Raw genomic sequence first — 23,434 nt, forward strand, 5'->3', positions numbered from 1 at the left:
CCTTTTCTTCTATTATATACATTCGGTTCGGGACGTGCATCACGCCTCTACATTTGAACGCGGCCATGCTATAATAGATTAAATTGTCACCGCAGTGCATTAAAGTTAGGAGGCATCACGTATTACATGACCACTTCCATCAGCATCTTTGATACCACGCTCCGCGACGGCACCCAAGGCGAAGGCATCAGTTTGACGGCGGAGGACAAAATCAAGATCGCGCTGAAGCTCGACGCCTTGGGCGTTCACTATATCGAAGGCGGCAATCCGGGCAGCAACAGCAAGGACATCGAATTTTTCAAGCGCGCCCGGGAGCTGAAGCTGCAGGCGAAGCTGACGGCCTTCGGCAGTACCCGCCGCAAGCTCAGCCTCTGCGAGCAGGACGTGAATTTGCGGAACCTGGTGGAATCCGGTGCTCAAGCGGCGACGCTGGTGGGCAAGACGTGGGACTTTCATGTACACACGGCCTTGCAGACGACTCTCGAAGAAAATCTGGCCATGATCGGCGAGTCCATCGCATTTGTCAAGCAGCACGGCATGGAAGCGATCTTCGACTCGGAGCATTTCTTCGACGGCTACAAGGCCAATCCCGAATACGCGCTTGCCGCCCTCGCTCGGGCTAAGGAAGCCGGCGCCGACTGGATCGTGCTCTGCGACACGAACGGCGGGACGCTGCCGAGCGAGATTCAGGAGATCGTCTCGCGGGTCGGCAGCCTCATCCAGGCACCGATCGGCATTCATACGCACAACGACTGCGAGCTCGCCGTCGCCAACACGCTCGCCGCCGTCACCGCCGGCGCACGGCAGATCCAGGGAACGATCAACGGATACGGCGAGCGCTGCGGCAACGCCAACTTGTGCTCCATCCTCCCCACGCTCCAGCTGAAGATGGGATACCGGGCGATCTCGGACGAACAGCTCCGCACGCTCACGTCGGTCGCCCGCTACGTCGGCGAGATCGCCAACGTCGTGCTGCCGGTAAATCAGCCGTACGTCGGCACCGCCGCCTTCGCGCATAAGGGCGGGATCCACGTCTCGGCGATCCTGAAGGACTCCAAGACCTACGAGCACATCGCGCCGGAGCTGGTCGGCAACAAGCAGCGCGTGCTCGTCTCGGAGCTGGCGGGCCAGAGCAACATTTTGTCCAAAGCGCAGGAAATGGGCCTCACGGTCAGCACCGACAACGCCAAGTCGCGCAGCGTGATCGAGAAGATCAAGGACCTGGAGCATCAGGGCTATCAATTCGAAGGCGCGGACGCTTCGCTGGAGCTGCTGCTGCGGGATGCCTACGGAGATACGATCGACGTCTTCACGGTGGAATCGTTCAAGATCCTGATGGAAAAAGCAGGCACCGGCATTCAGACCGAAGCTATCGTCAAGCTGAGCGTCGGCGATCAACAGGTCTATACGGTCGCCGAGGGCAATGGCCCCGTCAACGCCCTCGACAATGCGCTCCGAAAAGCACTCGTACAGTTTTACCCAGGCATCAACGGCATCCACTTGTCCGACTACAAGGTCCGCGTCTTAGACGAAAAAGACACGACTGCCGCCAAGGTTCGGGTGCTGATCGAATCGACCGACTTCAAGGATACGTGGAGCACGGTCGGCGTCTCGTCCAACGTGATTGAAGCAAGCTGGGAGGCGCTGATCGACAGTATCCGGTATGCGCTCCTCGGCATGCAGCAGAGCGATTTCCGGCCGGAAGCGCCACGCGAAACGCTCGGACTGGTGAATCACTGACCTGATGATATGTCCGCTTGTCGCACCCAAACCAAGAAGCCTCAGCCCGTTTGCCGCGGGACTGAGGCTTCTTTGCGAGCTCGGCGGGCTTTAGGACGAAGTCCCGCTAACCAGCGGATCGAGCATCTCCGCCCACTTTTCCAGCGATTGCGGTCCCTCGATTCGATCCCGCACGATGCCGTCCCGATCCACGATGAAGCTGATCGGATAGGAGAACACTTTGTACGCGCTCCCCGCTTGTCCTTCCTTGTCCATCATAACCGGAAACGGGAGCTTTTGCTCTTTCACGAAGTCTTTGGCGCCCCGGACCGTATCGTATTTGGTCGCGTTGACCGCGTACAGGTCCACGGAATCCTTGTACTTCTCGTACAGCTTGATGAGGTCCGGCGCTTCCTGCTCGCAAGGCCAGCACCACGATGCCCAGAAATTCACGATTAGCACCTTGCCGCGCTTTCCGCCAACCTCGTAGGTTACGCTGTCGTCCAGAGATGACAAGGCGAACGCGGGCGCCGCCGAGCCGACGATCGGCTTGGCATCCGCCGCGGACGGAGAAGTTCCGCTTGGATTGGCTTCCTTCGAGTCCGAACGGGCGAACAAATTCCAAGCCAAAATGGCTACGATCGCGACGACGACGATGCTTAAAATGGTGATATTGCGTTTCATGGAATGATTTCTCTCTCCTTGACCCTTCTCCCCTCCATCATACCGCACCGCACGCCGGATTCCAACCCGCGGAAGGACTGCGACGCATGCGTTCGTTCGGGATCGGGCACATTAGCTGTGTTCGTCCATTTCCGACAAGGAGGCGCCCGATGGCTACCTCGGAAGCGAAATCCAAACTGAACGTCACGTTTACGAGCGAGATGGAAACGCGGCCCGCTTCCGCGCGGGCAAGCGGCGGCGCATCCGGAAAAGGCGTTTCCGGCGGCAGGCGCAAGGTGCTCGAATATGCCGCGCTCGCATCGGTGCCGCTCGTGCTCGTGCTCGGCAATTCCATGATCGTTCCGATTCTTCCGACGCTGATGCGGGAGCTGAAGATCAGCTCGTTCCAGAGCAGCCTCGTCATCACGCTGTTCTCCGTCACGGCGGGCTTGATCATCCCGATCGCGGGATATTTGTCCGACCGGTTCAGCCGCAAAGCCGTCATGATCCCCGCTCTTATCCTGTACGGCATCGCCGGTATCCTCTCTGGGATGGCCGCTCTCTGGCATTCGTATGCCTTCCTGCTGACCGCCCGCGCGATCCAGGGCATCGCGGCCGCCGGGACGACGCCGATCGCGATGGCCCTCGTGGGCGACCTGTACAAGGACGCGGAGGAAAGCCGAGCGCTCGGCCTGATCGAAGCGTCCAACGGCTCCGGCAAAGTCATCAGCCCGATTCTGGGCTCGCTGCTGGCGCTCATCGTTTGGTATGCCGTCTTTTTTTCGTTTCCGGTGTTTTGCGTCATTTCGCTCGTCGCCGTCCTGTTTTTGATCAAGGAGCCGAAGCGGACCGCTCCGCCGGTGGCGCTGAAGCCATACATTCGCAAGATCGGAGAACTGTTCAAGAAACACGGCCGATGGCTCATTTGCTCGTTCTGGGCCGGATCGACGGCCATGTTCATTCTTTTCGGCGTGCTGTTTTTTCTGTCCAACATCCTCGAGCAAAAGCCATACAACATCGACGGCGTCGCCAAAGGGTTCGTGCTGGCGATTCCCTTGTTCGGGATGGTCGCGACGGCCTACATCACCGGAAGCGTCATCCGCAAAAACGGCGTGCTCATCCGTTGGCTCATGAACATCGGCCTCGCGATGATGGCCGTGTCGCTGGGGCTGGCGATCTGGCTGAACAAAGACAATCTGTACGTCTTCATCGGCCTGCTGACCGCAAGCAGCATCGGCACGGGCATGCTGCTCCCCTGCCTGACGACGATGATTACCGGCGTCGTGGACAAAGCGGAGCGGGGCATGATCACTTCGCTCTACAGCAGCCTGCGGTTTCTCGGCGTCGCTTTCGGTCCGCCGCTGTTCGGCTGGATGATGGAAATTTCGCACCGGACGGTGTTCATTACCGTCTCCTGCCTGTCGCTCCTTACGCTGGCGCTCGTCTTTTTCTTCGTCAAGCCCGACAAGCAGGTCAAATAGCTTGCCGAACCAAGCCGTGTCAGGCATACTGGAGTCGATACGATCATCGGAAAAAGGGGCACCTGCCGTGACTACGATTCGCAGCATCTCCGTCCAGCCCGAGCTTTTAGGGGATCTCGTCGAAACTTGCCGCATTCGCCTCCCGAGCGAAGCATGCGGCGTCATCGTCGGGAAACGCGCTGGCGATGAAGTTCTCGCGCAGCGGTTCATCTTGCTTCGTAACGTGGCGGCCGATCCGCTCCGGTCGTTTCGTTTTGCGCCGGAGGAATGGGTCCGGATCTATAGCGAAACGCAAAAAAACCAACGCGAGATCGTTGGTTTTTTTCACGTTCATCCCCGCGGCGAGCCGTACCCGAGCGCGGCTGACCTGGCGGGATGGGACGGCTCGGGGACGTATTGGATCGTCGGTTCTTCCGGCGACGCGCCCGCCGTTCGCGCCTATGCCCTTCGTCCGGACGGAAAGCTGCGGGATCTGGCGCTGCCATCGCTTTCCCGACCCGGCCGCCAGAATTCGGTTTAGTGTCTGCTCAAATAAGCGTACAGATCTCCAAGCGTAACGACCTGCTTGGCCCGGATCTGCTCCAAAAACGCGAACCAAAGCTTGGCCGTCATGACGGAGTCGTGCAGTGCGTGGTGCCGGCAAGTGACCTCGATGCCGTAGCTCTCGAGCAATTCATCCAGGCCGTAGCTTTTGCGCCGCGGTTCCAGCCATTTGGCGATCATCATCGTATCAAGCACCCGGTGGGTGAGATTGACCTTCGACGTCTTCCACAGCGCTGCGTTCAGGAACTGTTTGTCATGGCCGCTGCCGTGGGCGATCAGCACCCGTTTGCCAATAAAGTCCAGAAAGTCGTGCAACCCTTGCATCAGCTCCGGTGCGTCCTCGGCCATCTCGTTGGTGATGCCCGTCAGCTCCACGATGATCTCCGGGATTTTGCGCCTCGGATTGACGAGCCGGTAAAACGGCTCTGCCTCCCGCAGCTCTCCTCCGCGGATCAGCACGCCGCCGATAGACAGGATCTCGTCGCCGTTGTAGGGATGAAAGCCGGTCGTCTCCAGGTCGAATACGACCGCCTCCATCTCGGCGAGCGGCATCTCGAGCGGGGACTCCTTGCGCTGGTCCCGTGACATCGACCGGATGAACGCCATCTGCTGCGCGTTGGACGACCCCAGCATCGAGGCGATCGCAGGGGTGATCCCGCCCGTTTTGTACAGATGCCACATGCGCCCCATCGGGCTCTTGGGCTCCTTCATGCGATTCACCTCCCGCCGAAGCGGTGCTGCATTTCTTTCTCCAGCTGCCGCTGCAGCTTCCTTCCGAGCCTCAGCGCCTTCTTCAGCGGCGCCCGCAGCGCGACGTCGAGCTGGGCGGCCGCGATTTTGCCCGTGCCGATCCATTGCCCATCCTCGCTGCGGGCGATCGAAAGCAGGCGCAACCGCAACAACAAGCCGAACGCCTCGGTCGCTTCGCGGGCCGTCTCCTCGGACACCTGTCCCGCTTCCCGGAGCGCCTCGATGCGCGCCAGCGTCCCGGTTTCGCGAATGTCGGCTTGCATCGCCAACAGTCGAAAGACGTTCACCATCGGGATATAGGCGCCGTATTTGATATCCAAGCTGCCCGCGTCCCGGCCGTACTGCTCGACGAGCAGCTGGCCGAACACGCCGACGAGCACCTTGTGCCGCAGCGTATTCTCCATCATCCGGCGCGCCAACACCGGCGTCGACACCAGGCCGCCGAAAAAGCGGCGCTTCAGCCGATCCGCCAGCTCCCGGTCCCCGGCCAGGCACCGCCCGTCCGCGACGATGAGCAGGTAGCGCACGTTCTCCCAAGACGGCTCCGCGAACCAGGCATCCAGCTTCCTTTCCCAGGCCGAGATGGACTGGCGCCACTCGGGATTGGACGCGATGACGTTGCCCTCGCAGGGCGGATAGCCAAGCGCAATCAAGTGGCGGACGGCCAGCTCGCCGAAAATGCGGAAAAACGTCTCGGCCCGCTCGGCCTCGACGGGACCGTCGGCATCCGCGTATACGATTCCGCTGTCCTGGTCGCTAGCGGCCGTCTGTTCCCGGCGGCCTCCGCTTCCGAACAATAAATAGGCGTAAGGCACGGGAGGGGCGCCATGCCCCAGCCGTGCCGCTTCCGCTTCCGCGAACGCCAGCGCTTTTCGCATCAGAGCGTCGTGAAGCCCGTTTAATTCGTCGATGACCTCGATCGCGGAAGCATCGGACAGGGACGCCGCGAGGCGTTCCTGTTCGGCTTCGCGTACGTTTCGCATTTGCTCGAGACTGCCGGCGCCGGTAATATCGGGCAACCGCTTCTCCCCATGGAGATTGGACATGCGGTCTCTTCCCCCCTGAATGTACGCCGGTGAACGTTTCGCGTATCCGACTTAGACCGACGTCGTCGTATGTCCCGCTTTTTTCATGGCTTCCGGATAACCGTAGTTGCCGTGTTCGCTGAGGTCGAGACCGATGATCTCTTGCTCTTCGGAGACGCGGAGGCCGACGATTTTCTTCACGACCCACAGGACGATGAAGGAAGCCGCAAACGCGAACGCGCCGCACACAACGACGGACTCGAATTGCACCCACAGCTGCCCGCCCCCGCCGCCGTAGAACAGGCCGGCCTTGCCTATGCCGACTTGCTCGACGAGCTTAGGCGTCGCGAAGAAACCATTCGCCAGCGTGCCCCAGATTCCTGCCGCGCCGTGCACGGACAACGCGGAGATCGGATCGTCGACGCGGACTTTTTCGAAAAATTGCGCGACCAGGAATACCAGCACGCCCGCGATCAGGCCGATGACGACCGCCGCCCAGGGCTCAACGAATGCGCATGAGGCGGTGATGGCGACCAATCCGGCCAGCGCGCCGTTTAGCATCGTTGGAATGTCGGCTTTGCCCTTGACGAGCCAGGAAATGAGCATCGCCGCTACGGCCCCGCCGGCCGCGCCGAGCTGGGTCGTGAATGCCACGTAACCGAAGAAGCCTTCGCCGACGGATACCGCGCTGCCCGCATTGAAGCCGAACCAGCCAACCCACAGGAGCAGGACGGACAGAGAGGTGAACACTTGGTTGTGGCCGAGAATTTCGTTGGCGGAGCCGTCTTTGTTGAACTTGCCGATCCGCGGCTTGAGCAGGATCGTCGCCGCGAAGGCGGCCATGGCGCCCGTCAGATGTACGACGGTCGAACCCGCGTAGTCCTGGGAGCCGTCTTCGGCGAGCCAGCCTCCGCCCCAGATCCAGTGCGCGATAATCGGATAGATGACCGCTGTGAAAACGATCGTGAAGATGAGGTAGACGGACAGCTTGGCGCGTTCCGCGAATCCGCCCCAAGCGATGGAGAGCGAGACCGCCGCGAACGCGAGCTGGAAAACGAAGAAGATCGTGGATGGGTACGAGTCGCCTTCGCCCGCCAGGATCGACGGATTGAACAGGAAGTCGCCGATGCCGATGAACTTGTTCAACCCCGCGCCAGCGTCGCCGCCGAAGGCGAAGCCGTAGCCGACGGCCCAGTAGATCAGCGAGGCGAGGCCGACCGTGAAGATCGTCTTGCCCGCGACGTGGCCCGCGTTCTTCATGCGCGTCGAGCCCGTTTCCAGGAGGATGAACCCGCCCTGCATCAGAAGGACGAGAATCGCGGCCACCAGGATCCACAGGGCGTTCAGGCCCATGTCCAGCGTCACGGCCGAAGGACCTTCATCCGCTGCGAATGCCATCGTCGGGAATAATACAAGTAAAACGCCAAGTCCGATCAAACTCTTCTTAATCAAGCCGACCACTCCCTGAATGTAATGTTTCATAACATTTTAAGAAAGCCTTGATGTCATTATAGTAAGAAGTTCACGATTTGACAATAAGATCTTTCTATAAAAGTACGGAATTTACGCCAAATATCTAACATTGAATCGTTCGTTTGTCCTCAATGTTAAGATATTGACGACTTTTCGTAGGATTATTAGCCCATTCGATCGGATTTCTGGAAAGACGCCTTCTTCAATCAAATGTCAGCCCTATCTCATGTTAGATTTTGTATCATTTCAACTTAACTCCCCCCTTTCTGTGCCTGCGTATGGGGACAACCGATTAGGCAAGCATAACGTTTGACTGTACGGTTGCGGATTGAGTATGATGGCTTTACGGATCTTCCAAGAAGGAGGTGAGGAGCGTGCGCCACGGACATTCGGAATCCCCGCGCAACCTGTACAAGATCGGTGAGCTGGCCAAGCTCTCGGGAATTAGTTCGCGAACGATCGATTATTACACCGGCATCGGCTTGCTGTCCCCCGTCAAGCGCTCTGGCGGCAATTATCGTTTATACGATGATGAAACCTTAGATCGCATTCGCCGTATTGAATTGTTAAAGGCGCAAAAATTTTCGCTCGAGGAGATCAGGGAGCAATTCGCCGCCCTGAACCGGGTAACCCCCAGCGAACAAGTCTCCCGCAAGCTCGTGGATCTGCATACGCATTTGTCCCAGCTCGAGCGGGAGGTCAAGGAACTGGAGCCGGTGCTCGAACAGTTGAAGCCGCAGCAAGCCAAACGCCTGTTTCGGGCGATCTCGCCGCAGACCGCGGCTTGCATCGAAGCGCTGCTCCTGCTGCTGAACAAGAGCAACCTCATGTAAGCTTTTCCCGTCGCCGCCTCTGCAGCGAATAGCGCCAACCCTTATTCAACGGAGGTTACCGCGATATGAATGCCAACTGGATGTACATCTTGATTATCCCGACCTTTCTGTTGTCGCTATGGGCGCAATTCCGGGTGAAGGGCACATTCAACAAATGGTCCGAGGTTCGCGTCGCGAGCGGCTTGACCGGTTACGAAGCCGCCAGACGCATGCTCGACCGCAACGGCTTGCACGACGTCCCGATCGAGCCTGTACCAGGCGCTTTGTCCGACCACTACGATCCGATCCATCGGGTCGTTCGGCTGTCCGAGCCGGTCTACTACGAGCAGTCGATCTCGGCCGTTTCCGTCGCTTGCCACGAAGTCGGTCATGCGATCCAGCACCAGCAGCACTATCCGATGCTCGTCCTGCGCCACCGGATGTTCCCGCTCGTGCGCTTCGCCTCCGGACTCGCGCCGTTCCTGTTTATCGCCGGCATCCTGTTCGCCATGACGAACCTGATCGGACTCGGCGTCGTCTTCTTCTCGGCGGCCGTCGCCTTCCAACTCGTCACGCTGCCGGTCGAGTTTAACGCCAGCAACCGGGCGCGCGAGCTCATGGTCTCCGAAGGGTTCATTACGAATCACGAGGAGCGCGGCGTCGCCAAAGTGTTGAACGCGGCCGCTCTCACGTACGTCGCCGCCGCCCTGCTGTCGCTGCTCGAGCTCGTCCGCTACATCCTGATCTTCACGAACAGCAACCGCGATTAACCGACCGAACGCCAAAAAGGCCGCTCGTCTCCAGCGTCTCCGCTGCGGACGATCGGCCTTTTTTTCGGGTTGCGCGAACTTGCGCTCGGTTCCCCCTACCAGATCTTGTAGTGGTTTTTGAAGTAGTCGATCAAATAAGTGTGGAACAGCTGCACGACGGTGGCCGGCTTCTCCCCCGCGCGCCTAATGAGACCGATCGTGCGGGTCACGCGAGGCTCCCTCACCCGCACGATGGCCGGCATCATGGAGCCGGTATGGTACAGCGCCATTTCCGGCAGCAAGCTGACGCCCATGCCCGCCGCCACGAGGCCGCGGATCGTATCCGTTTCCTCGCCCTCGAAGCCGATGATCGGCACGAAGCCCGCGGACCGGCAGGCGTCCCAGACGAGCGGACGGAGGGAATAGCCGTTGCTGAACAGGACGAACGTGTCGTCCTTCAGCTGGTTCAGATGGATCGAATCTTCGGTCGCAAGCACGTGGTTTGGCGGGAGGATCGCGTACAGGTCCTCCGTCAGCAGCACCTCCCCCGTCACCTGCTCATGCCGCTCCGGGAATGGCGAGATGAACGCCAGGTCGATCTCCGCCTCCACCACGTCGCGGATGAGCGAAGGATACATCCCTTGGCGAAACCGAAACTTGACGTTGGGATGCAGCTTCCGGAAGGAGGCGATCACCTGCGGGATGAGGTGGATGCCGAGACTGTGCGGAAAGCCCAGCCGGATCTCGCCGACTTCCGGATCCAGAAACTCGTGGATCTCCGTCACCGCGCGATCCAGATCGTGCAGGATCGTCTCCGCGCGCTTCAGGAACAACTGTCCGACTGGCGTGAGCTGGACGTTGCGGCCGCGCTGCATGAACAGGCGCACGCCGAGCTCTTCCTCGAGGCGGTGAATCTGGCGGCTCACGGCCGACTGCGCGACGTGCAGCTCCTCGGCCGCCTTGGTCACATGCTGCAGCCGCGCGACTTGCACGAAATATTGCAATTGTCTCAGCTCCACGCCCCGAGCCCCCTTCTTCTTTTTATCGACGAGCGAGGTTGCGGCTGCCCATCGGACCGTACAGGATAAACCCGGCTACCAAACCGCCGATATGCGCCCAATAAGCGATATGGGGAATGAGGAACGATGTGATCAGCCCGACCGCCAAAATGCCGACGACCGTCGTCCGCGAACTGGCATCCAGCAACCGGCGCTGGAATACCGTCATGTACAGGTACGCGCCGTAGAGGCCGTAGATGGCGCTGGAGGCGCCTACGCCGTACCACTGACCCGTCGCGAGGAAGACGGCCGCGGCATTGCCCAGGACGCCGGAGACGAGGTAGAAGACGGCGTAGCGCGCATGCCCGAAGATGCGCTCGAGCGGCGGGGCAAACACGAACAGCGCGAACAGATTAAAGACGATATGTTCCCAGCTCCCGTGAAGGAACAAGGCGGCGACATAGCGCCAGAGCTGATCGTATCCGGCCACGTTGGTAAGCATGCCCAGACGAAGAAGCGCCTCGTCGTCGCGCAGCGCGCCGGTTGCCAGCTCGACGCCGAAGAGGACGATGTTGGCCGCGATCAACAGCGCCGTGACCGGGTACAGTCTGAGATATTGGCGAAAGCTTTCGTAGCGCAAAAATATCAATGCGGATGCCACTCCTTGCTGCGACCGATTGGTGCAAATTGGACAAGCGGAAGATCGAACCTTATAATATTAACGGCAAGTCCAAACCTTGAAGGAGGCATGAACGCATGAGCCAAGAACGCACAAACGTCGCAACGTTCAAAGGCAATCCCATCACGCTGATCGGGCCGGAGCTGAAATCCGGAGATCAGGCGCCCGACTTCCAGTTGAACAAAAACCTGCTCGAAACGGTCTCCCTTAAAGATTATGCTGGCAAAGTCAAACTCATCAGCGTCGTGCCGTCCATCGATACCGGCGTCTGCGACGCCCAAACCCGCCGCTTCAACGAAGAAGCCTCCAAGCTCGGCGACGGCGTCGTCGTCCTCACGGTGAGCGCGGACCTTCCGTTCGCCCAAGCGCGCTGGTGCGGCGCCGCCGGCGTCGATCGCGTCGTGATGCTGTCCGATTACAAGGACAACAACTTCGGCAAAGCGTACGGCGTCCTGATCAAGGAATTCGGCCTCGACCTCCGCTCCATCTTCGTCGTCGACGCGAACGACAAGATCACGTACGTCGAAGTGCTGAAGGAAATGACCGAGCATCCGGATTACGAAGCGGCCGTCGCCGCGGTTCGCCAACTGGTGTGATCCGAAGCTTTACCGGACCGAACATGCAACAAAAGCGAGGCAGGCCCAGCGCCTATCCTCGCTTTTTTTATTTTCGAACGTAAGTTGGATTACTGTTTGTACGAGGACAGCTTCTTGTCCAGCACCCCGTAAATCTCCTGAATGACGCGGTAGTTCGCGCCCAGATCCCCCAGCGAGCCGCGGGATGCGGAGTAGATGTCGACCGCCGACGTGCCTGGGCCCGTCCCGACGATCTGCACCGTGATGTCCATCGTCCTCCCGGCCATCGTCCTCTTCTCCAGGACCAGCTCCCCGATGTTCGGCACCTCGTGAAGCACGCGATAGCCCTGCATCTTCTTCAGAACGGAGCCGACCTCTTCGAAGGCTCTGTCCTTCGACAGTCGGTAGTAATGGGATTTCAACTTCGGATCCTTCGCCTTGTCGCCCGTATGTTCTTGGCTGCGAAACAATCCGACGAGTATTCGCTTCAGCAAAATACGTTCTCTCCCTCCGGGTGACCATGCGCTATCTACAATCATACCATGCCCGTCCCGGGGATTAAAGCCATTTCAGGAAAAAACCCGCCTATGCCGTTCGACGTGCTTGTTTCTGAACCCGCTCTCGCAGGTGGGTGTCCGCAGCCTTGCATTTGGCGTCCCCTTTCGAGGGCATGTCAGCCGCTTGGCAATGTAAGACTCCCTTAGAAACAGCATTGGTTCAAAACAAGGTGTCGTCGTCACGAACACAGCAGGATGATAACCATTATATACAGGGCGGCGGAAAAAGTAAACCGGACCGCCGGGCGATCCCCGGATCAGGCGCGGGCCATGCGGTAAACGGGCACGTCCATCAGGACTTCGAAGACGGCTTTTCCTCGTCCTTCGTCGGCGAATCCTCGATCGGCAGCTGCTCGTCCTCCGTCTGGGCGGCGGCCTGCATCTTTTGGATCGTCAGATAAAAGTTGTAAAACGCGAAGAGCGATATCAGGCTGCCCATGAAAAACGGGATGAGGAAGGTGAACCTCATGCTGATGAACACGATAAACCCGCATACGATCGCCGTCGAGAGCGAACGCAGCGGCCGGCCGATCGTGAGAATGACGGCGTTCTTGATCAGCTGAAGCGTCTTCATGTGGAAGTGCGACAGCAGCGAGAAGAACTGGAACAGGGATACGACCAGCAGCACCATCAGCGCCAGGAACAGGATCGACAGCACGCCCAGGTTCGGGATGCGCTTCAAGTACACTTGGTAGTCGACGACCAGCACCGCGAAGATCGCCGCGTAGAGCAGACCGCCTAGCATGGCCTGGAGGTAGTTCTGCTTGTAGCTGCGGAAGAACGTCTTGAACAGCGGCACGTCCGTGTCGCCCATCACCCATTTGCGCACGACCGAAAACATGGCCGCCGTGGACGGGAACCAGGTGAACGGCAGCAGCACGCAGATCGGGACGAGAATCGCGACAAATTCGTCCGTTGTAGACGCTCTCAAAAGCAGGATAAGAAAATACCAGACCGGCAGGGAAGTCAGCACCCACAGCACGTTCGTTACGGACAAGCGCATGATCCATTCCGAGATCTTGTAGAACCCGCCCATCATGCCGCGCATTTCCATGGGAATTCCTCCTGAATATGCGGCAGGTGCGGCACGGCCGTAAGCCGCGCGCGCACCGGATGCCGCCGTGAAAAGTCAGCGTTTAGATGTTCACGAAATCTTCGTTGTGGGAACGGGTGCTGCGGGCGTCGTCCCGGCGATTATCGGAGCGTCCGCCGCGCGGGCCGTCGCGATAGCTGTCCTCGCGGCGTCCGCGGTCTTCGCCGTACGGACGGCGGTTGCCGCCGCTGTAGCCGCCGCGTCCGCCCTGGCCGCCGTAACCGCTGCGTCCGCCTTGGCCGCCGCTATAGCCGCCGCTGCGGCGCTGGCCGCCGTAGCCGCCGCCGCCGCCGCGCCCGTCGAACTTGCGCTTCTTGGAGCGAATCGGATCTTCCGGCGTCAGCTCGACAGCGACGTCTTTCTTGTCGCCGGCCAGCAGCTTGATGGCCGCGGACAACAGCTCGACCGAATCGTGCTGCTCGAGCAGCTGCGCTGCGATGCCTTTAAACTGCTCGATGTCGCCTTCGTCGGAGCCTACCGCTTCGAGCAGTCGGTCGGCGATAACGCGCTGCTTGCCTTCGCTGGCTTCGGCCGTCGTCGGCAGCGCCTTGCGCTGGATGCGGAAACGCGTCACGCGCTCGATGAAGTGCAGGTGGTCGGCTTCGCGATGCGTCACGAACGACCAAGCCGTGCCTTCCTTGCCCGCGCGGCCGGTACGGCCGATGCGGTGGGTGTAGCTCTCCGGATCCTGCGGGAGGTCGAAGTTGATGACGTGGGTCACGCCGGAGACGTCCAGTCCGCGGGCGGCCACGTCGGTCGCCACCAGCACGGCGATGCTGCCGTCGCGGAACTTGCGCATGACGGCGTCGCGCTGGTTCTGCGAGAGGTCGCCGTGCAGGCCGTCGGCTGCGTAGCCGCGCTTCATGAGCGCTTCGGACAGTTCAGCGACGCGGCGCTTCGTCCGGCCGAAGACGATCGCGAGTTCCGGCGGCTCCATGTCGAGCAACCGGCAGAGGCCGTCGAACTTCATCCGTTCTTGAACTTCGATATAAAATTGCTGAATGGTGCTGCTCGTGGTCGACGTCTTCGGAATGACGGAGATGTGCTCCGGGTTCCGGAGGAACTGCTGCGCGAGCTTTTGGATGTTAGCCGGCATCGTCGCGGAGAACAGCAGCGTTTGGCGCTCTTCGGGCACCAGCTTCAGAATCGACTGGATGTCGTCCATGAAGCCCATGTCGAGCATTTCGTCGGCTTCGTCCAGGACAACCGTCTGAACGTCGTCCAGGCGAATGGTCTTGCGATTGATATGGTCGAGCAGACGTCCGGGCGTCCCGATGATGATCTGCGGTCTGCGGCGCAGGCCGCGGATCTGGCGTCCGATATCTTGTCCGCCGTAGATCGCCAGGGAGCGCAGTCCCTTGAAGCGGCCGAGCTTCTCGATCTCTTCGGCGACTTGGATGGCGAGCTCGCGGGTAGGCGTCATGACGAGGGTCACGATGCGGTCCTCGGACGCTGCGATCTTGCTAACTAGGGGAATCCCGAAAGCGGCGGTTTTGCCGGTGCCTGTCTGGGCCTGACCGATCATGTCGCGTCCGCTAAGGGCTACAGGAATCGCTTGGCTTTGGATCGGGGTCGCTTCTTCGTACCCGAGTTGCGAAATGGCTTGAAGAACGTCCGCCTCCAAACCGAAATCTGTAAATTTACTCAAATTGGTTTCATACTCCTTCTGTGTATGGGGCCATCAACTAACGGTGCCGGGCCATCAACTAACGGCTTCCAAAAAAATATACAGATCATTATAACATACTCACCGCCACAAACTCCAGTTCGATCGAATGTCATTGGAAACGCAGGGAACGATAACCGCTATCGGCTATGCCGGCAACTTCCGTGGAGGTGTTCCCCGGTGCGGATCAAAACGACGGACGCAGTTCATATCGGCATCATGGTGGCGGGGTCGGCCGCCGTCGCTTGCGGATTCCAGCTGCTGCTGATCCCGGAGCAGCTTATCAGCGGCGGACTGTCTGGCGTCGCCATGCTGATCGGCTACGCGACGGGCTGGAACATCGGCATCCTTTATCTTGTGCTGAACATCCCCGTTCTCATGTGGGGTTGGCGAGAACTCGGCCGGCGCTTCATCGTGTACAGCATCGTGTCGGTCGCCGCCGCATCGGCGTTCATGCAGCTGATCCCGATCCAGGCATTGACCGACGAGCGGCTGCTGGCCGCCGTTTTCGGCGGCGTCCTGATCGGGATGGGGACAGCGGCGGCGCTGCGATTCGGCGGCTCCTCCGGCGGCTTCGACATCATCGCTTCGATCATCTCTCTCCGGCGGGATCTGCCGGTCGGCTTGCTGATCTTCGTCCTGAACGGCAGCGTCGTCATCGCGCTCGGCCTGCTTAATCGCAATTGGGATGCCGCGCTCTATTCTATGCTGGCGATCTTCCTAACGGGAAAAGTGATTGACGCGCTCCACACGCCCCACCGCAAAGTGACCGCGTTCATCGTGACGAACTGCGCGCAGGAGCTGGCGGCCGAGCTGCTTAAGCTCCCGCGCGGCGTGACGATCCTGAAAACCAAGGGCGCATTCACCGCCGAGGATCGGGACATGCTCATGACCGTTACTTCCCGCTATGAGCTGGCGGAGCTGCGCAAGCTCGTCCGCGGGCTCGATCCGAAAGCGTTCGTGAACGTCGTGCAGACGGTCGACGTGATCGGCGAGTTCCGGCGCAAATAGCGGCTTTGTCTCGCGCGAGAGACCCCTTCCCCGCTTTGCAAAGGTTCCCCAAGATCCTACAAATTACCCCTGTCTCCCTTGTTTGAACTCGTTTATAATCGGGTTGTATGAGCATACGGGGAGAGATTGAAAAATGGATATTTTGCTTGCCTTGTTCCTTTTACTGCGCGCCGCGGCTGCGGGCACGCACGAGGAGCATCCGAACGACCTCGGCCAAGTGTGGAAGCTGGCCGCCCGCGGGATTCAGCTGGAAGAGCAGGGAGCCGGCACCACGCTGCCAGGCGAAACGGACAAGCCCGGCGACGCGCGGGCGCCGAGCGATCCGCAGCCGGACGCGCCGGGGGTGAAGGGGATTTACGTGACGGCGTACAGCGCGGGCGGAGAGCGCATGTCGACCTTGCTCGACCTGATCGACAAGACGGCGCTGAACGCCATGGTCATCGATATCAAGGACGACAACGGCTGCATCACCTACAAGACCGACAATCCGGAGCTGCAGAAGCTCGGCACGCCGCAAAATTTCATCAAAAACATCGGCGGGCTCATGGACACGCTGAAAGAACACAAGGTGTACCCGATCGCCCGGATCGTCGTCTTTAAGGATACGGTCCTGGCCAAGAAGCATCCCGAGCTGTCCTACGTTAAAAAAGACGGCACCCTCTGGGCCAACGGCAAAGGAGACAGCTTCGTCAATCCGTATCGGCGGGAAGTGTGGGACTACAACGTCGCGATCGCGAAGGAAGCGGCCAAGCTCGGCTTCAAGGAAATTCAATTCGACTACGTCCGGTTCCCGGAAGGCTTCGAGAAAAAGGCGGACGACCTCAAGTTCACCAAAACCGCCGACAGCCGCGTGGACGTTGTGGCCGGCTTCGTGAAGTACGCGCAGGAGCAGCTCGCGCCGCTCGGCGTCCGCGTCTCGGTCGACATCTTCGGGTACGCCGCCTCGGTTCCCGCCGCGGAGGGCATCGGTCAAGACTTCGTCAAGATCTCGTCCGCCGTCAACGTCATCAGCCCGATGATCTATCCGAGCCACTACAGCGCAGGCTGGTTCAAGCAGGCCAATCCGGATCTGGCGCCGTACGCGACGATCAAGGGGGCGATGGACGATACGCACAAAAAACTAAGCGCAATCGGCGGAGACAAGCCGCTCATTCGGCCTTGGATCCAAGACTTCACCGCCAGTTGGCTGGGCAAAGGTCACTACACGAAGTACGGCGCCGCCGAAGTGAAGGCGCAGATCAAAGCGCTCGCCGACAGCGGCGTGACCGAATACTTGCTGTGGAATGCCGGCAATAAATACACGCCCGGCGTGGACTACTGACCGAACTGATCCATTCTTTTTCATCGCAAGAGCGGCTGTGCCGGGCTTTCCCGGTCCAGCCGCTCTTTGCGTTGGCGCCTCTTGGCGTACCTATTACCGCTGTACGCCAACCTCCCGCGGCAGAAGCCGCTCGGCCATGCCGACAAAGTAGTCCAGCACGCGCGCCACCCGCTGCTGAACAGCGGCATGAACCGGTACGCCCTGTTCGTCGAACGCGCGCTGCTCCCCGCCGATGGAGATCCATTCCGGGCAGTTGATGCCGTGCAAGTTGCGCACGATGATCTGCAGCTGCGTCAGCGCGCTAACGCCCACGGCGCCTCCGGAGGCGCTGAGGGCAAGCGTCAGCTTGCCTTCGAACTGGTCGCTGCCCAGATAGTCCAGCGCGTTCTTCAGCGCGCCGGACACGCTGCCATGGTACTCAGGCGTGGAGAGCAGCACGGCGTCCGCACCCTTCACGGCCTGCCGCAGGCGAGCGACACTCTCCGGCTCGTCTTCGGATTCCGGCGAGAAAATCGGAAGCTGATGCTCGTAGAGGTCGTAGACTTGGACTTGATGTCCGGATTCGGCCAGCAGCCGGCCGGCATAACGGGCCAAGCGGGTGCTGGCGGAGGAGCGGTGGTTGCCGCCCGCGACGATTACAATTCGCATAGGAATTCGCTCCTTTTCTAAACTTTACATACAATATAGTATGAAAAGTAAAAGAAAGTCAACGGGGCTGCGAAAAAAAATCGCAGCCCCGTTCCGAATTCGCTTTATTCGATGACGTACGCGGCGCCCTTGACGGCGCGGCGCTTCTCAAGCAAGACGATCTCGCGGACGTCCTGCTTGCCGACGAAGTGCTTTTCGATATGCACTTCGGCCTTCTCCAATACTTCGACATCCGAGTCGCCCATCACAATCAGCGTGACGACACGCTCCCCGATCGTGGCTTCCAGTTTGTAGAGGTACATGTTATTGCGCCAGCCGGATCGCGAGATTGTACAAGTCCATGTTGAACGCCTTCTTGGTGGAGACGACCTTGTCGATGTCGGTCGTCACGAGCTCGCCGCGAAGGATCCCGCACGCCTTGGCGGAATCGCCTTCCTCGAGCTTTTGCACCGCGAAGTCGCCGAGCTGGCTCGCCAGGACGCGATCGTTGTGGGTCGGCGCTCCGCCGCGCTGGATGTGGCCCAGCACCGTCACGCGCGGCTCGATGCCGCTGTGCGCCGTAATGTCGCGGGCGATGTCTTCGCCGCGGCCCACGCCTTCGGCCACGAGCACGATGCTGTGGCGCTTGCCGTTTTGGAAGTTCTCCTTCATGCGCTGGGAGATCTCGCGGATATCGAACGGCACCTCCGGCACGAGGATCGACTCGGCGCCGCTCGCCAGCCCCGCATACAGCGCGATATCCCCGCAGTGGCGGCCCATGACCTCGACGACCGAGGAACGCTCGTGCGACGTCATCGTATCGCGGAGCTTGTTGATCGCGTCGACGACGATGCTGACCGCCGTGTCGAAGCCGATCGTGAAGTCGGTAAACGGAATGTCGTTGTCGATCGTGCCCGGGAGGCCCATCGTCTTGATGCCCAGCTTGCTGAGCTTGTTTGCGCCTTGATAGGAACCGTCGCCTCCGATGACGACAAGCCCGTCGATACCGTGCTTGCGAAGCACCTCGGCGCCGCGCTGCTGCCCTTCCGGCGTCAAAAATTCCTTGCAGCGGGCAGTCTGCAGAATCGTCCCCCCGCGTTGGATAATATCGCCCACGCTGCGCAGATCCATCTGGCGCAGATCCTCGTTCAGGAGGCCTTGATAGCCCCGCTGCACGCCGAATACTTCCAGGCCCCGGTACAGGGCGCTCCGCACGACGGCGCGTACCGCCGCGTTCATCCCTTGCGAATCTCCGCCGCTCGTCAAAACCGCAATCTTCTTTACTGCGCTCATCCTGTTCTTCCCCTTTACATTGCTTTGCGTATCAAATGGCTGTTCAGCCAGAAAAACACCCTGGTCCAAGGACTTCCCTTCATCAGCAGCCGGGCCGTCCGGCGAACGCTCTGCTGCCCTTTCACCTTCGGATCGGACAAGTACAAGGCCACGAGACCCTCTACAATCATCCGGTGAAACCGCGAAAACGGCAGCCGGTCCGCCGACTCCCGCGCCGCGCCGACCATTCGCTGCAGCCGGTCATCCAGCTCTTCCTGGCTGTCATAATAGCTGCAGAAGTTCAGATCGCCGCCCACCTCGTCCTCCGCCTGGTCGATTAAATAATCGAGCAGGATATGGAGCCCGTTGATCGACGGAAAGTACGACTCGCGGATATCCTTGCCGATCTTCGGCGACAGCTTCTCGTCGCTCGCGGCGAGGAACAGCATGAACATCCCCAGCGTCGATCCGGTTGCCGCGGCGAACTCGTTCCACTTGAGCCCCGGATACGCATGCGCGTGCGTCTCCCACCAGGCGAGCAGCTCCCGCTCCCGGCAATCGTGGGAGATGTGCTTGTACACCTGCAAGTCTCCATACAGCGTAACGAGCTCTCGGACATATGACTGCACCTGCGAGTACGCAGGAAGCCGGGACGCGCATGCTTGGCAGCACTGCACCAACTGGCCAAGATAGCCGCCGTCGTCCTGCTCCGTACGCAAGGCGTAATAGTTGGAGAGCGGCGCGCCCGGCGTCACGGCGTCCAGCATGCTCTGATGGAGCAGCCGGAAGTCGTCCGGGTCGAGCGAAGTGCTCCGGTCGCACAGGTTGTCCAGGTAATCGCTAATCGTCTGCAGCGCGACGATTAGCGGAATCAGCACGTCCCGCCGCTCCAAGTTCGCGGCGGCGTAGACGGCGCCACCGATGCAGTGGAATTCCTTGTCCGTCATGCTGTCGAGCGCCTGCTTGCGCAGCTCCGGATCGGGAATCGCCTCCGCGACCTTCCGCCAGCCGGCGAGCGCTTCCTTGACGCCGGGCAATATATACTTATAGACGCGGACCATGAGGGAAAAGGGTCCGCGGGGGGACCGACCCGCCAGCAACTCATAATCCATCACAGCGGTACCTCCACCTGCTAGCGACACTCAGCTGTGACGCTTGGTCTCTTCCATATCCTGTTGGATGCGATACCAGATCTGAAGGTCGTTGATCCGGCTCGCGAGCTCCGCGATCTCGCCGTTCAGGCGGCATGCCGTCCGAAAGTCCTCTTCCGCGTCCAGCTCGCCTTGCTTCGCCCGGATGCTCGCTTCCAACCGGAAGATCCGGTCCGGGATTTGTCCCCGAACGACCTCCCAATGCGCGATGATCGCGGCTTGCAGCTCCGGAGCGATAAGCTCCCATGGGCGTTCGAGCTTCGGCAGATCGATGCCTAGACGATCGTCATGGACAAAGTGCGTCCGCAACCCGCTCACCATCTTCACCGATGTTCTCCTATTCCAACTTCGAACGATACATCATCCTCTAATTTATCATTTCGACCACGCTAAATCCAGTAACTAGCCCTTTCCTTTAAAAAAGAATCCGGTAACCGCCCCCCGTACGGACCAGACCTGCTATAATAGCCGAGTACACATTAAGGAGATGACTTCATTGTCGCAGCAACGCGCGCCGGTCTCGCTATCGCGCCTCTTTCTCTTTTTTATCCCGCTCGGCATCTCGGCCTTGCTTATTAATCTATCGCACGTCATCATCAACGGTACGCTCGCCCGGGCACAGAATCCCGAGCTCATTATCGCGGGCTACGCAACGGCCATGAGCCTGCTCTCCGTTACCGAACGGCCGGCGGTGCTGTTCAGAGAGACCTGCTCCGCGCTCGTACGGGACCGCGTCTCGTACCGGGCGATTTTGAAAGTCGCCTTCATCGTCTTCGGCGGTTCGCTCGTTTTCGGGGGCATGATCGCGTTTACGCCGGTCGGCCACTGGGTCTTCAAGGGCGTCTATGGAGCGGAAGCGGACGTCGCGGACGCGGCGGTGAACGTTTATCACGTTTTGATGTTCCTGAGCATTTTCTCCGGCTTTCGCTGCCTCTTTCAGGGCGTCATCATTTATAAAATGCATACCCGCTGGTTGACGATCGGTATGGTCTTCCGACTCACTGGCATGTTTTTGCTCTCGCAATATATCATCCATCGAGGCGTGACGAGTTCTCAGCAAGGCGCGATCATCTTCGTTTTCGGCATGATGATCGAAGCCGCGATCAGCTGGCTCGAAGGACGCAGCCTCGCGAAGCGGCTGCCCGAGCGCTCGCCCGAGTGCGAGGTGGAGCGCCCGCGGCAAATATTGAAGTTTTACAGTCCGCTGCTGTTCTCCTCGTTCATCGTCGTCTGGGTGCCGCCGATTCTGAACGCGCTGCTCGGACATACGGACCACGGCACGCTCGCGATCTCTTCGTTCGCCATCGCCGGCAGCATGATGAACCTGTGCCTCGGCTTTTTTACGTATTTCCATCAGATCGCCTTGCAGTTTTACCGTACAGACCCAGACCAGGTACGACGCTTTGTCTTGATGATGGGCTTCACGCCGGCGATCCTCGTCGCGACGCTTTCCTTTACGCCGGCCGGGCCATGGCTGCTCGTCCATCTGATCGGCGTAGAGGATCGTCTGCTGGATGCCAGCATCCATGCGTTGCGCGGGTTTCTGCCGTTCGTCCTGATCTTCCCTTGGTTGGATACGTTGAACGGTATCATCCTCTCCAAGGGACAGACGAAGCTGATGTTCGGCTCCCAGACGGCCAATGCCATCCTGACGACCGTCCTGATCGTCGTACTCACCCTGTCCGTCCCCGACTGGACGGGCACGCTGGGCTCGCTCTCCCAGTCGGGCGGCATTGCGGCCGAGCTGCTCCTGCTTGTCTGGCTGTTTAGACGGGCGATGAAAGCCGAAGGTTGGAGCGCCCCCAAACAAACCGCAACAGGAGAATTGGACGCATGAAGAAAGAAAATCGCCCCTCGCTGCAAATCGGCTATCTTCGAAGCTTGCACTTTTTCAACTATGCGACGCAAACCTTGATCGTGACCTTTTTCCCGCTCTACTTCGACGATATCGGCTTTACCAAGCTGCAGATCGGCGCCGTCTACTCTATCGGTCCGATGCTCTCGATCTTTGCCAACCTACTCGCGGGCATCGTCAGCGACAAGTTGCGAGGGCTTCGCCGCGTGTTGAACATCATTTTCCTCGGGCAGCTGATCGCGCTCGCGCTCTTGCTTCCGCAGCGGGAATTCACGGCGATCGCAATCCTGATGGCGCTCTTTTACTTGTTTCAGACGCCGGTCAACTCGATGATGGACAGCATGACGCTCCTCGCCGCGAGCCGCATGAACCGGAGCTTCCCTTCGATCCGGATGTTCGGGTCGCTCGGCTTTGCGCTTTGCTCGTTGCTGTTCGGCCTGCTGCTCAAGCAGATCGGCTCCGACTGGACGCTCTGGCTCGCGCTCGGAACGGTTATCGTCTCGCTCGTCTTCTCGCTCCTGATTGCCGATTTCCAAACGAAGATGAGCAAATTTGCATTCGGCGGTCTATGGGCAATTTTCAAGCGCAAGGAAACGCTCGCCTTTTTCGGGCTGGTCGCGCTCGTGTCCGTCGCCCACCGGATGAACGAAGGCTTCCTCGCCGTCGCCATGCGCGAGCTCGGCGCGAGCGATTCGCTCATCGGGGGCGCATGGCTCGCTTCGGCCGCCAGCGAGATCCCGATCTTTTTTCTGCTCGCCAAGTTCGGCCACCGCTTCAAGGAGATTCCGCTGCTCGCCATCGCCAGCACGATGTACATGATCCGGCTCGCCATGCTGAGCTTCATTCATGAGCCGGCTTGGTTCGTCGTCATCCAGGCGATGCACAGCGTGACGTTCGGCATCTATTACGTCACCGCGCTGCGCTATTTGCAGTCGATCATCTCCGATGACTTTCGCTCCTCCGGCCAAGCCTTGTTCGGCGTCGTCTGGACCGGCATCGCCGGACTGATCGCCGGTACGATGGGCGGCTGGCTGTACGACGCTTTCGGTTTTGCCTCCGTCTTCCGCGTCGGCTCCGGTTTCGCATTCGCTGCGGCCATCGGTTTTCTCTACGTCCATTTTCGGCGTGCTTAACCTGCGTCAACGAAAAGAGAGCGCTCCTTGAATTGGGCGCTCTCTTTCCATTGTTTAGTCTTCGCATTTTCAGAAAATACGGCACACTTCCATATTCCGTCTTTTACACGATATCCCCTTCGCTCAGGAACTTCGCAATAAACACGATCATCGGACGCTTTTCAAAAAAAAGCTTATGTTGTGTATTCCAGGCGCGATTCCAAATAACGGCGTTCCATTACTTACTTAAGTACTCTTTCTATTCAATTTTCCCGAACAATTAACTCGTATCATCCCGAACC

The 23,434-nt window shown here is 59.7% G+C and carries 25 protein-coding genes and 1 other RNA gene; 11 read left to right on the plus strand and 15 right to left on the minus strand.

Annotated elements, in window-relative coordinates:
- Positions 1-126: 126 nt before the first annotated feature.
- Positions 127-1,740, plus strand: a complete 1,614-nt coding sequence (gene cimA, locus LKX83_RS25115; protein ID WP_227885586.1) for a citramalate synthase — start codon at positions 127-129, stop codon at positions 1,738-1,740.
- A gap of 90 nt (positions 1,741-1,830) precedes the next feature.
- Here cimA and LKX83_RS25120 read toward each other — a convergent pair whose 3' ends face one another.
- The gene (locus LKX83_RS25120) at positions 1,831-2,337 is read right to left on the minus strand and encodes a TlpA family protein disulfide reductase (RefSeq protein WP_370639128.1); all 507 of its coding nucleotides are present in this window, start codon (positions 2,335-2,337) and stop codon (positions 1,831-1,833) included.
- Between LKX83_RS25120 and LKX83_RS34495 the strand changes: the two genes are divergently transcribed.
- The 3 genes from LKX83_RS34495 to LKX83_RS25135 all read left to right on the plus strand — a co-directional run bounded on the left by LKX83_RS34495 (position 2,270) and on the right by LKX83_RS25135 (position 4,383).
- Positions 2,270-2,410: a hypothetical protein gene (locus LKX83_RS34495; protein WP_370639129.1), complete on the plus strand. Its 141-nt coding sequence runs from the start codon at positions 2,270-2,272 to the stop codon at positions 2,408-2,410. The genes LKX83_RS25120 and LKX83_RS34495 overlap by 68 nt on opposite strands.
- 142 nt (positions 2,411-2,552) lie before the next feature.
- The gene (locus tag LKX83_RS25130; RefSeq protein ID WP_227885587.1) at positions 2,553-3,863 is read left to right on the plus strand and encodes an MFS transporter; all 1,311 of its coding nucleotides are present in this window, start codon (positions 2,553-2,555) and stop codon (positions 3,861-3,863) included.
- A 67-nt stretch (positions 3,864-3,930) separates the two neighbouring features.
- Complete coding sequence (locus LKX83_RS25135; RefSeq protein WP_227885588.1) at positions 3,931-4,383, plus strand: M67 family metallopeptidase; 453 nt, start codon at positions 3,931-3,933, stop codon at positions 4,381-4,383.
- On the opposite strand, the gene LKX83_RS25140 is transcribed toward LKX83_RS25135, so the two are convergent.
- The 3 genes from LKX83_RS25140 to LKX83_RS25150 are packed head-to-tail and all read right to left on the minus strand — an operon-like array spanning position 4,380 to position 7,633.
- Positions 4,380-5,117 carry an exonuclease domain-containing protein gene (locus LKX83_RS25140; RefSeq protein WP_227885589.1) on the minus strand — a complete coding sequence of 246 codons (738 nt, stop codon included), beginning with the start codon at positions 5,115-5,117 and terminating at the stop codon, positions 4,380-4,382. The two genes, LKX83_RS25135 and LKX83_RS25140, sit on opposite strands and share 4 nt — an antisense overlap.
- 5 nt (positions 5,118-5,122) lie before the next feature.
- Positions 5,123-6,202, minus strand: a complete 1,080-nt coding sequence (locus LKX83_RS25145) for a DUF294 nucleotidyltransferase-like domain-containing protein (protein ID WP_227885590.1) — start codon at positions 6,200-6,202, stop codon at positions 5,123-5,125.
- A gap of 51 nt (positions 6,203-6,253) precedes the next feature.
- The gene (locus LKX83_RS25150; protein ID WP_227885591.1) at positions 6,254-7,633 is read right to left on the minus strand and encodes an ammonium transporter; all 1,380 of its coding nucleotides are present in this window, start codon (positions 7,631-7,633) and stop codon (positions 6,254-6,256) included.
- Between the two features lie 386 nt (positions 7,634-8,019).
- Here LKX83_RS25150 and LKX83_RS25155 point away from each other — a divergent pair, with 386 nt between their 5' ends.
- Positions 8,020-8,487 carry a MerR family transcriptional regulator gene (locus LKX83_RS25155; protein WP_370639130.1) on the plus strand — a complete coding sequence of 156 codons (468 nt, stop codon included), beginning with the start codon at positions 8,020-8,022 and terminating at the stop codon, positions 8,485-8,487.
- Between the two features lie 65 nt (positions 8,488-8,552).
- Positions 8,553-9,236 (plus strand): zinc metallopeptidase, encoded by a 684-nt coding sequence (locus LKX83_RS25160; protein WP_227885593.1) that lies wholly within the window; start codon positions 8,553-8,555, stop codon positions 9,234-9,236.
- Positions 9,237-9,331: 95 nt separating this feature from the next.
- On the opposite strand, the gene LKX83_RS25165 is transcribed toward LKX83_RS25160, so the two are convergent.
- On the minus strand, positions 9,332-10,234 hold the full coding sequence (locus tag LKX83_RS25165) for a LysR family transcriptional regulator (RefSeq protein ID WP_227885594.1): 903 nt from the start codon (positions 10,232-10,234) through the stop codon (positions 9,332-9,334).
- Positions 10,235-10,256: 22 nt separating this feature from the next.
- Positions 10,257-10,862 (minus strand): rhomboid family intramembrane serine protease, encoded by a 606-nt coding sequence (locus tag LKX83_RS25170; RefSeq protein ID WP_227885595.1) that lies wholly within the window; start codon positions 10,860-10,862, stop codon positions 10,257-10,259.
- A gap of 107 nt (positions 10,863-10,969) precedes the next feature.
- Here LKX83_RS25170 and tpx point away from each other — a divergent pair, with 107 nt between their 5' ends.
- Positions 10,970-11,488: a thiol peroxidase gene (gene tpx / locus LKX83_RS25175; protein WP_227885596.1), complete on the plus strand. Its 519-nt coding sequence runs from the start codon at positions 10,970-10,972 to the stop codon at positions 11,486-11,488.
- Between the two features lie 89 nt (positions 11,489-11,577).
- On the opposite strand, the gene LKX83_RS25180 is transcribed toward tpx, so the two are convergent.
- From LKX83_RS25180 to LKX83_RS25195, 4 genes are all read right to left on the minus strand, one after another.
- The gene (locus LKX83_RS25180; protein ID WP_227885597.1) at positions 11,578-11,961 is read right to left on the minus strand and encodes a DUF1499 domain-containing protein; all 384 of its coding nucleotides are present in this window, start codon (positions 11,959-11,961) and stop codon (positions 11,578-11,580) included.
- Between the two features lie 80 nt (positions 11,962-12,041).
- A non-coding RNA gene (gene ssrS / locus LKX83_RS25185) (6S RNA) lies at positions 12,042-12,224 on the minus strand.
- 92 nt (positions 12,225-12,316) lie between these two features.
- Complete coding sequence (locus tag LKX83_RS25190; protein WP_227885598.1) at positions 12,317-13,078, minus strand: YesL family protein; 762 nt, start codon at positions 13,076-13,078, stop codon at positions 12,317-12,319.
- A gap of 82 nt (positions 13,079-13,160) precedes the next feature.
- A complete protein-coding gene (locus tag LKX83_RS25195) occupies positions 13,161-14,765 on the minus strand; it encodes a degradosome RNA helicase CshA (RefSeq protein WP_227885599.1) in 1,605 nt (534 codons plus the stop codon).
- Between the two features lie 198 nt (positions 14,766-14,963).
- Here LKX83_RS25195 and LKX83_RS25200 point away from each other — a divergent pair, with 198 nt between their 5' ends.
- Together LKX83_RS25200 and LKX83_RS25205 are read left to right on the plus strand one after the other, a co-directional pair.
- A complete protein-coding gene (locus LKX83_RS25200; RefSeq protein ID WP_370639131.1) occupies positions 14,964-15,794 on the plus strand; it encodes a YitT family protein in 831 nt (276 codons plus the stop codon).
- 133 nt (positions 15,795-15,927) lie between these two features.
- Entirely contained in the window at positions 15,928-17,115 is a 1,188-nt protein-coding gene (locus LKX83_RS25205; RefSeq protein WP_227885600.1) for a putative glycoside hydrolase, read from the plus strand.
- A gap of 93 nt (positions 17,116-17,208) precedes the next feature.
- Here the strand turns inward: LKX83_RS25205 and LKX83_RS25210 are convergent, their stop codons facing one another.
- The 5 genes from LKX83_RS25210 to LKX83_RS25230 all read right to left on the minus strand — a co-directional run bounded on the left by LKX83_RS25210 (position 17,209) and on the right by LKX83_RS25230 (position 20,486).
- Positions 17,209-17,763 carry an NADPH-dependent FMN reductase gene (locus tag LKX83_RS25210; protein WP_227885601.1) on the minus strand — a complete coding sequence of 185 codons (555 nt, stop codon included), beginning with the start codon at positions 17,761-17,763 and terminating at the stop codon, positions 17,209-17,211.
- A 104-nt stretch (positions 17,764-17,867) separates the two neighbouring features.
- The gene (locus tag LKX83_RS25215) at positions 17,868-18,065 is read right to left on the minus strand and encodes a DUF3906 family protein (protein ID WP_227885602.1); all 198 of its coding nucleotides are present in this window, start codon (positions 18,063-18,065) and stop codon (positions 17,868-17,870) included.
- A gap of 1 nt (position 18,066) precedes the next feature.
- The gene (gene pfkA / locus LKX83_RS25220; protein ID WP_227885603.1) at positions 18,067-19,035 is read right to left on the minus strand and encodes a 6-phosphofructokinase; all 969 of its coding nucleotides are present in this window, start codon (positions 19,033-19,035) and stop codon (positions 18,067-18,069) included.
- Positions 19,036-19,049: 14 nt separating this feature from the next.
- Positions 19,050-20,126, minus strand: a complete 1,077-nt coding sequence (locus tag LKX83_RS25225) for a tetraprenyl-beta-curcumene synthase family protein (protein ID WP_227885604.1) — start codon at positions 20,124-20,126, stop codon at positions 19,050-19,052.
- Positions 20,127-20,156: 30 nt separating this feature from the next.
- Entirely contained in the window at positions 20,157-20,486 is a 330-nt protein-coding gene (locus LKX83_RS25230) for a hypothetical protein (protein ID WP_227885626.1), read from the minus strand.
- Positions 20,487-20,661: 175 nt separating this feature from the next.
- Between LKX83_RS25230 and LKX83_RS25235 the strand changes: the two genes are divergently transcribed.
- Together LKX83_RS25235 and LKX83_RS25240 are read left to right on the plus strand one after the other, a co-directional pair.
- The gene (locus tag LKX83_RS25235; RefSeq protein ID WP_227885605.1) at positions 20,662-22,002 is read left to right on the plus strand and encodes a multi antimicrobial extrusion protein MatE; all 1,341 of its coding nucleotides are present in this window, start codon (positions 20,662-20,664) and stop codon (positions 22,000-22,002) included.
- Positions 21,999-23,153 carry an MFS transporter gene (locus LKX83_RS25240; protein ID WP_227885606.1) on the plus strand — a complete coding sequence of 385 codons (1,155 nt, stop codon included), beginning with the start codon at positions 21,999-22,001 and terminating at the stop codon, positions 23,151-23,153. Before LKX83_RS25235 ends, LKX83_RS25240 begins: the two co-directional genes overlap by 4 nt.
- Positions 23,154-23,434 lie beyond the last annotated feature (281 nt).

The sequence above is a fragment of the Cohnella baijiui genome (genome assembly GCF_020731285.1).
Taxonomy (GTDB): Bacteria; Bacillota; Bacilli; order Paenibacillales; family Paenibacillaceae; genus Cohnella.

Coding starts and splice junctions, on each gene's coding strand:
- cimA (WP_227885586.1), top strand. CDS start 127: ATGACCACTTCCATCAGCATCTTTGATACCACGCTCCGCGACGGCACC.
- LKX83_RS25130 (WP_227885587.1), top strand. CDS start 2,553: ATGGCTACCTCGGAAGCGAAATCCAAACTGAACGTCACGTTTACGAGC.
- LKX83_RS25140 (WP_227885589.1), bottom strand. CDS start 5,117: ATGAAGGAGCCCAAGAGCCCGATGGGGCGCATGTGGCATCTGTACAAA.
- LKX83_RS25145 (WP_227885590.1), bottom strand. CDS start 6,202: ATGTCCAATCTCCATGGGGAGAAGCGGTTGCCCGATATTACCGGCGCC.
- LKX83_RS25160 (WP_227885593.1), top strand. CDS start 8,553: ATGAATGCCAACTGGATGTACATCTTGATTATCCCGACCTTTCTGTTG.
- tpx (WP_227885596.1), top strand. CDS start 10,970: ATGAGCCAAGAACGCACAAACGTCGCAACGTTCAAAGGCAATCCCATC.
- LKX83_RS25190 (WP_227885598.1), bottom strand. CDS start 13,078: ATGGAAATGCGCGGCATGATGGGCGGGTTCTACAAGATCTCGGAATGG.
- LKX83_RS25205 (WP_227885600.1), top strand. CDS start 15,928: ATGGATATTTTGCTTGCCTTGTTCCTTTTACTGCGCGCCGCGGCTGCG.
- LKX83_RS25210 (WP_227885601.1), bottom strand. CDS start 17,763: ATGCGAATTGTAATCGTCGCGGGCGGCAACCACCGCTCCTCCGCCAGC.
- LKX83_RS25215 (WP_227885602.1), bottom strand. CDS start 18,065: ATGTACCTCTACAAACTGGAAGCCACGATCGGGGAGCGTGTCGTCACG.
- pfkA (WP_227885603.1), bottom strand. CDS start 19,035: ATGAGCGCAGTAAAGAAGATTGCGGTTTTGACGAGCGGCGGAGATTCG.
- LKX83_RS25225 (WP_227885604.1), bottom strand. CDS start 20,126: ATGGATTATGAGTTGCTGGCGGGTCGGTCCCCCCGCGGACCCTTTTCC.
- LKX83_RS25230 (WP_227885626.1), bottom strand. CDS start 20,486: ATGGTGAGCGGGTTGCGGACGCACTTTGTCCATGACGATCGTCTAGGC.
- LKX83_RS25240 (WP_227885606.1), top strand. CDS start 21,999: ATGAAGAAAGAAAATCGCCCCTCGCTGCAAATCGGCTATCTTCGAAGC.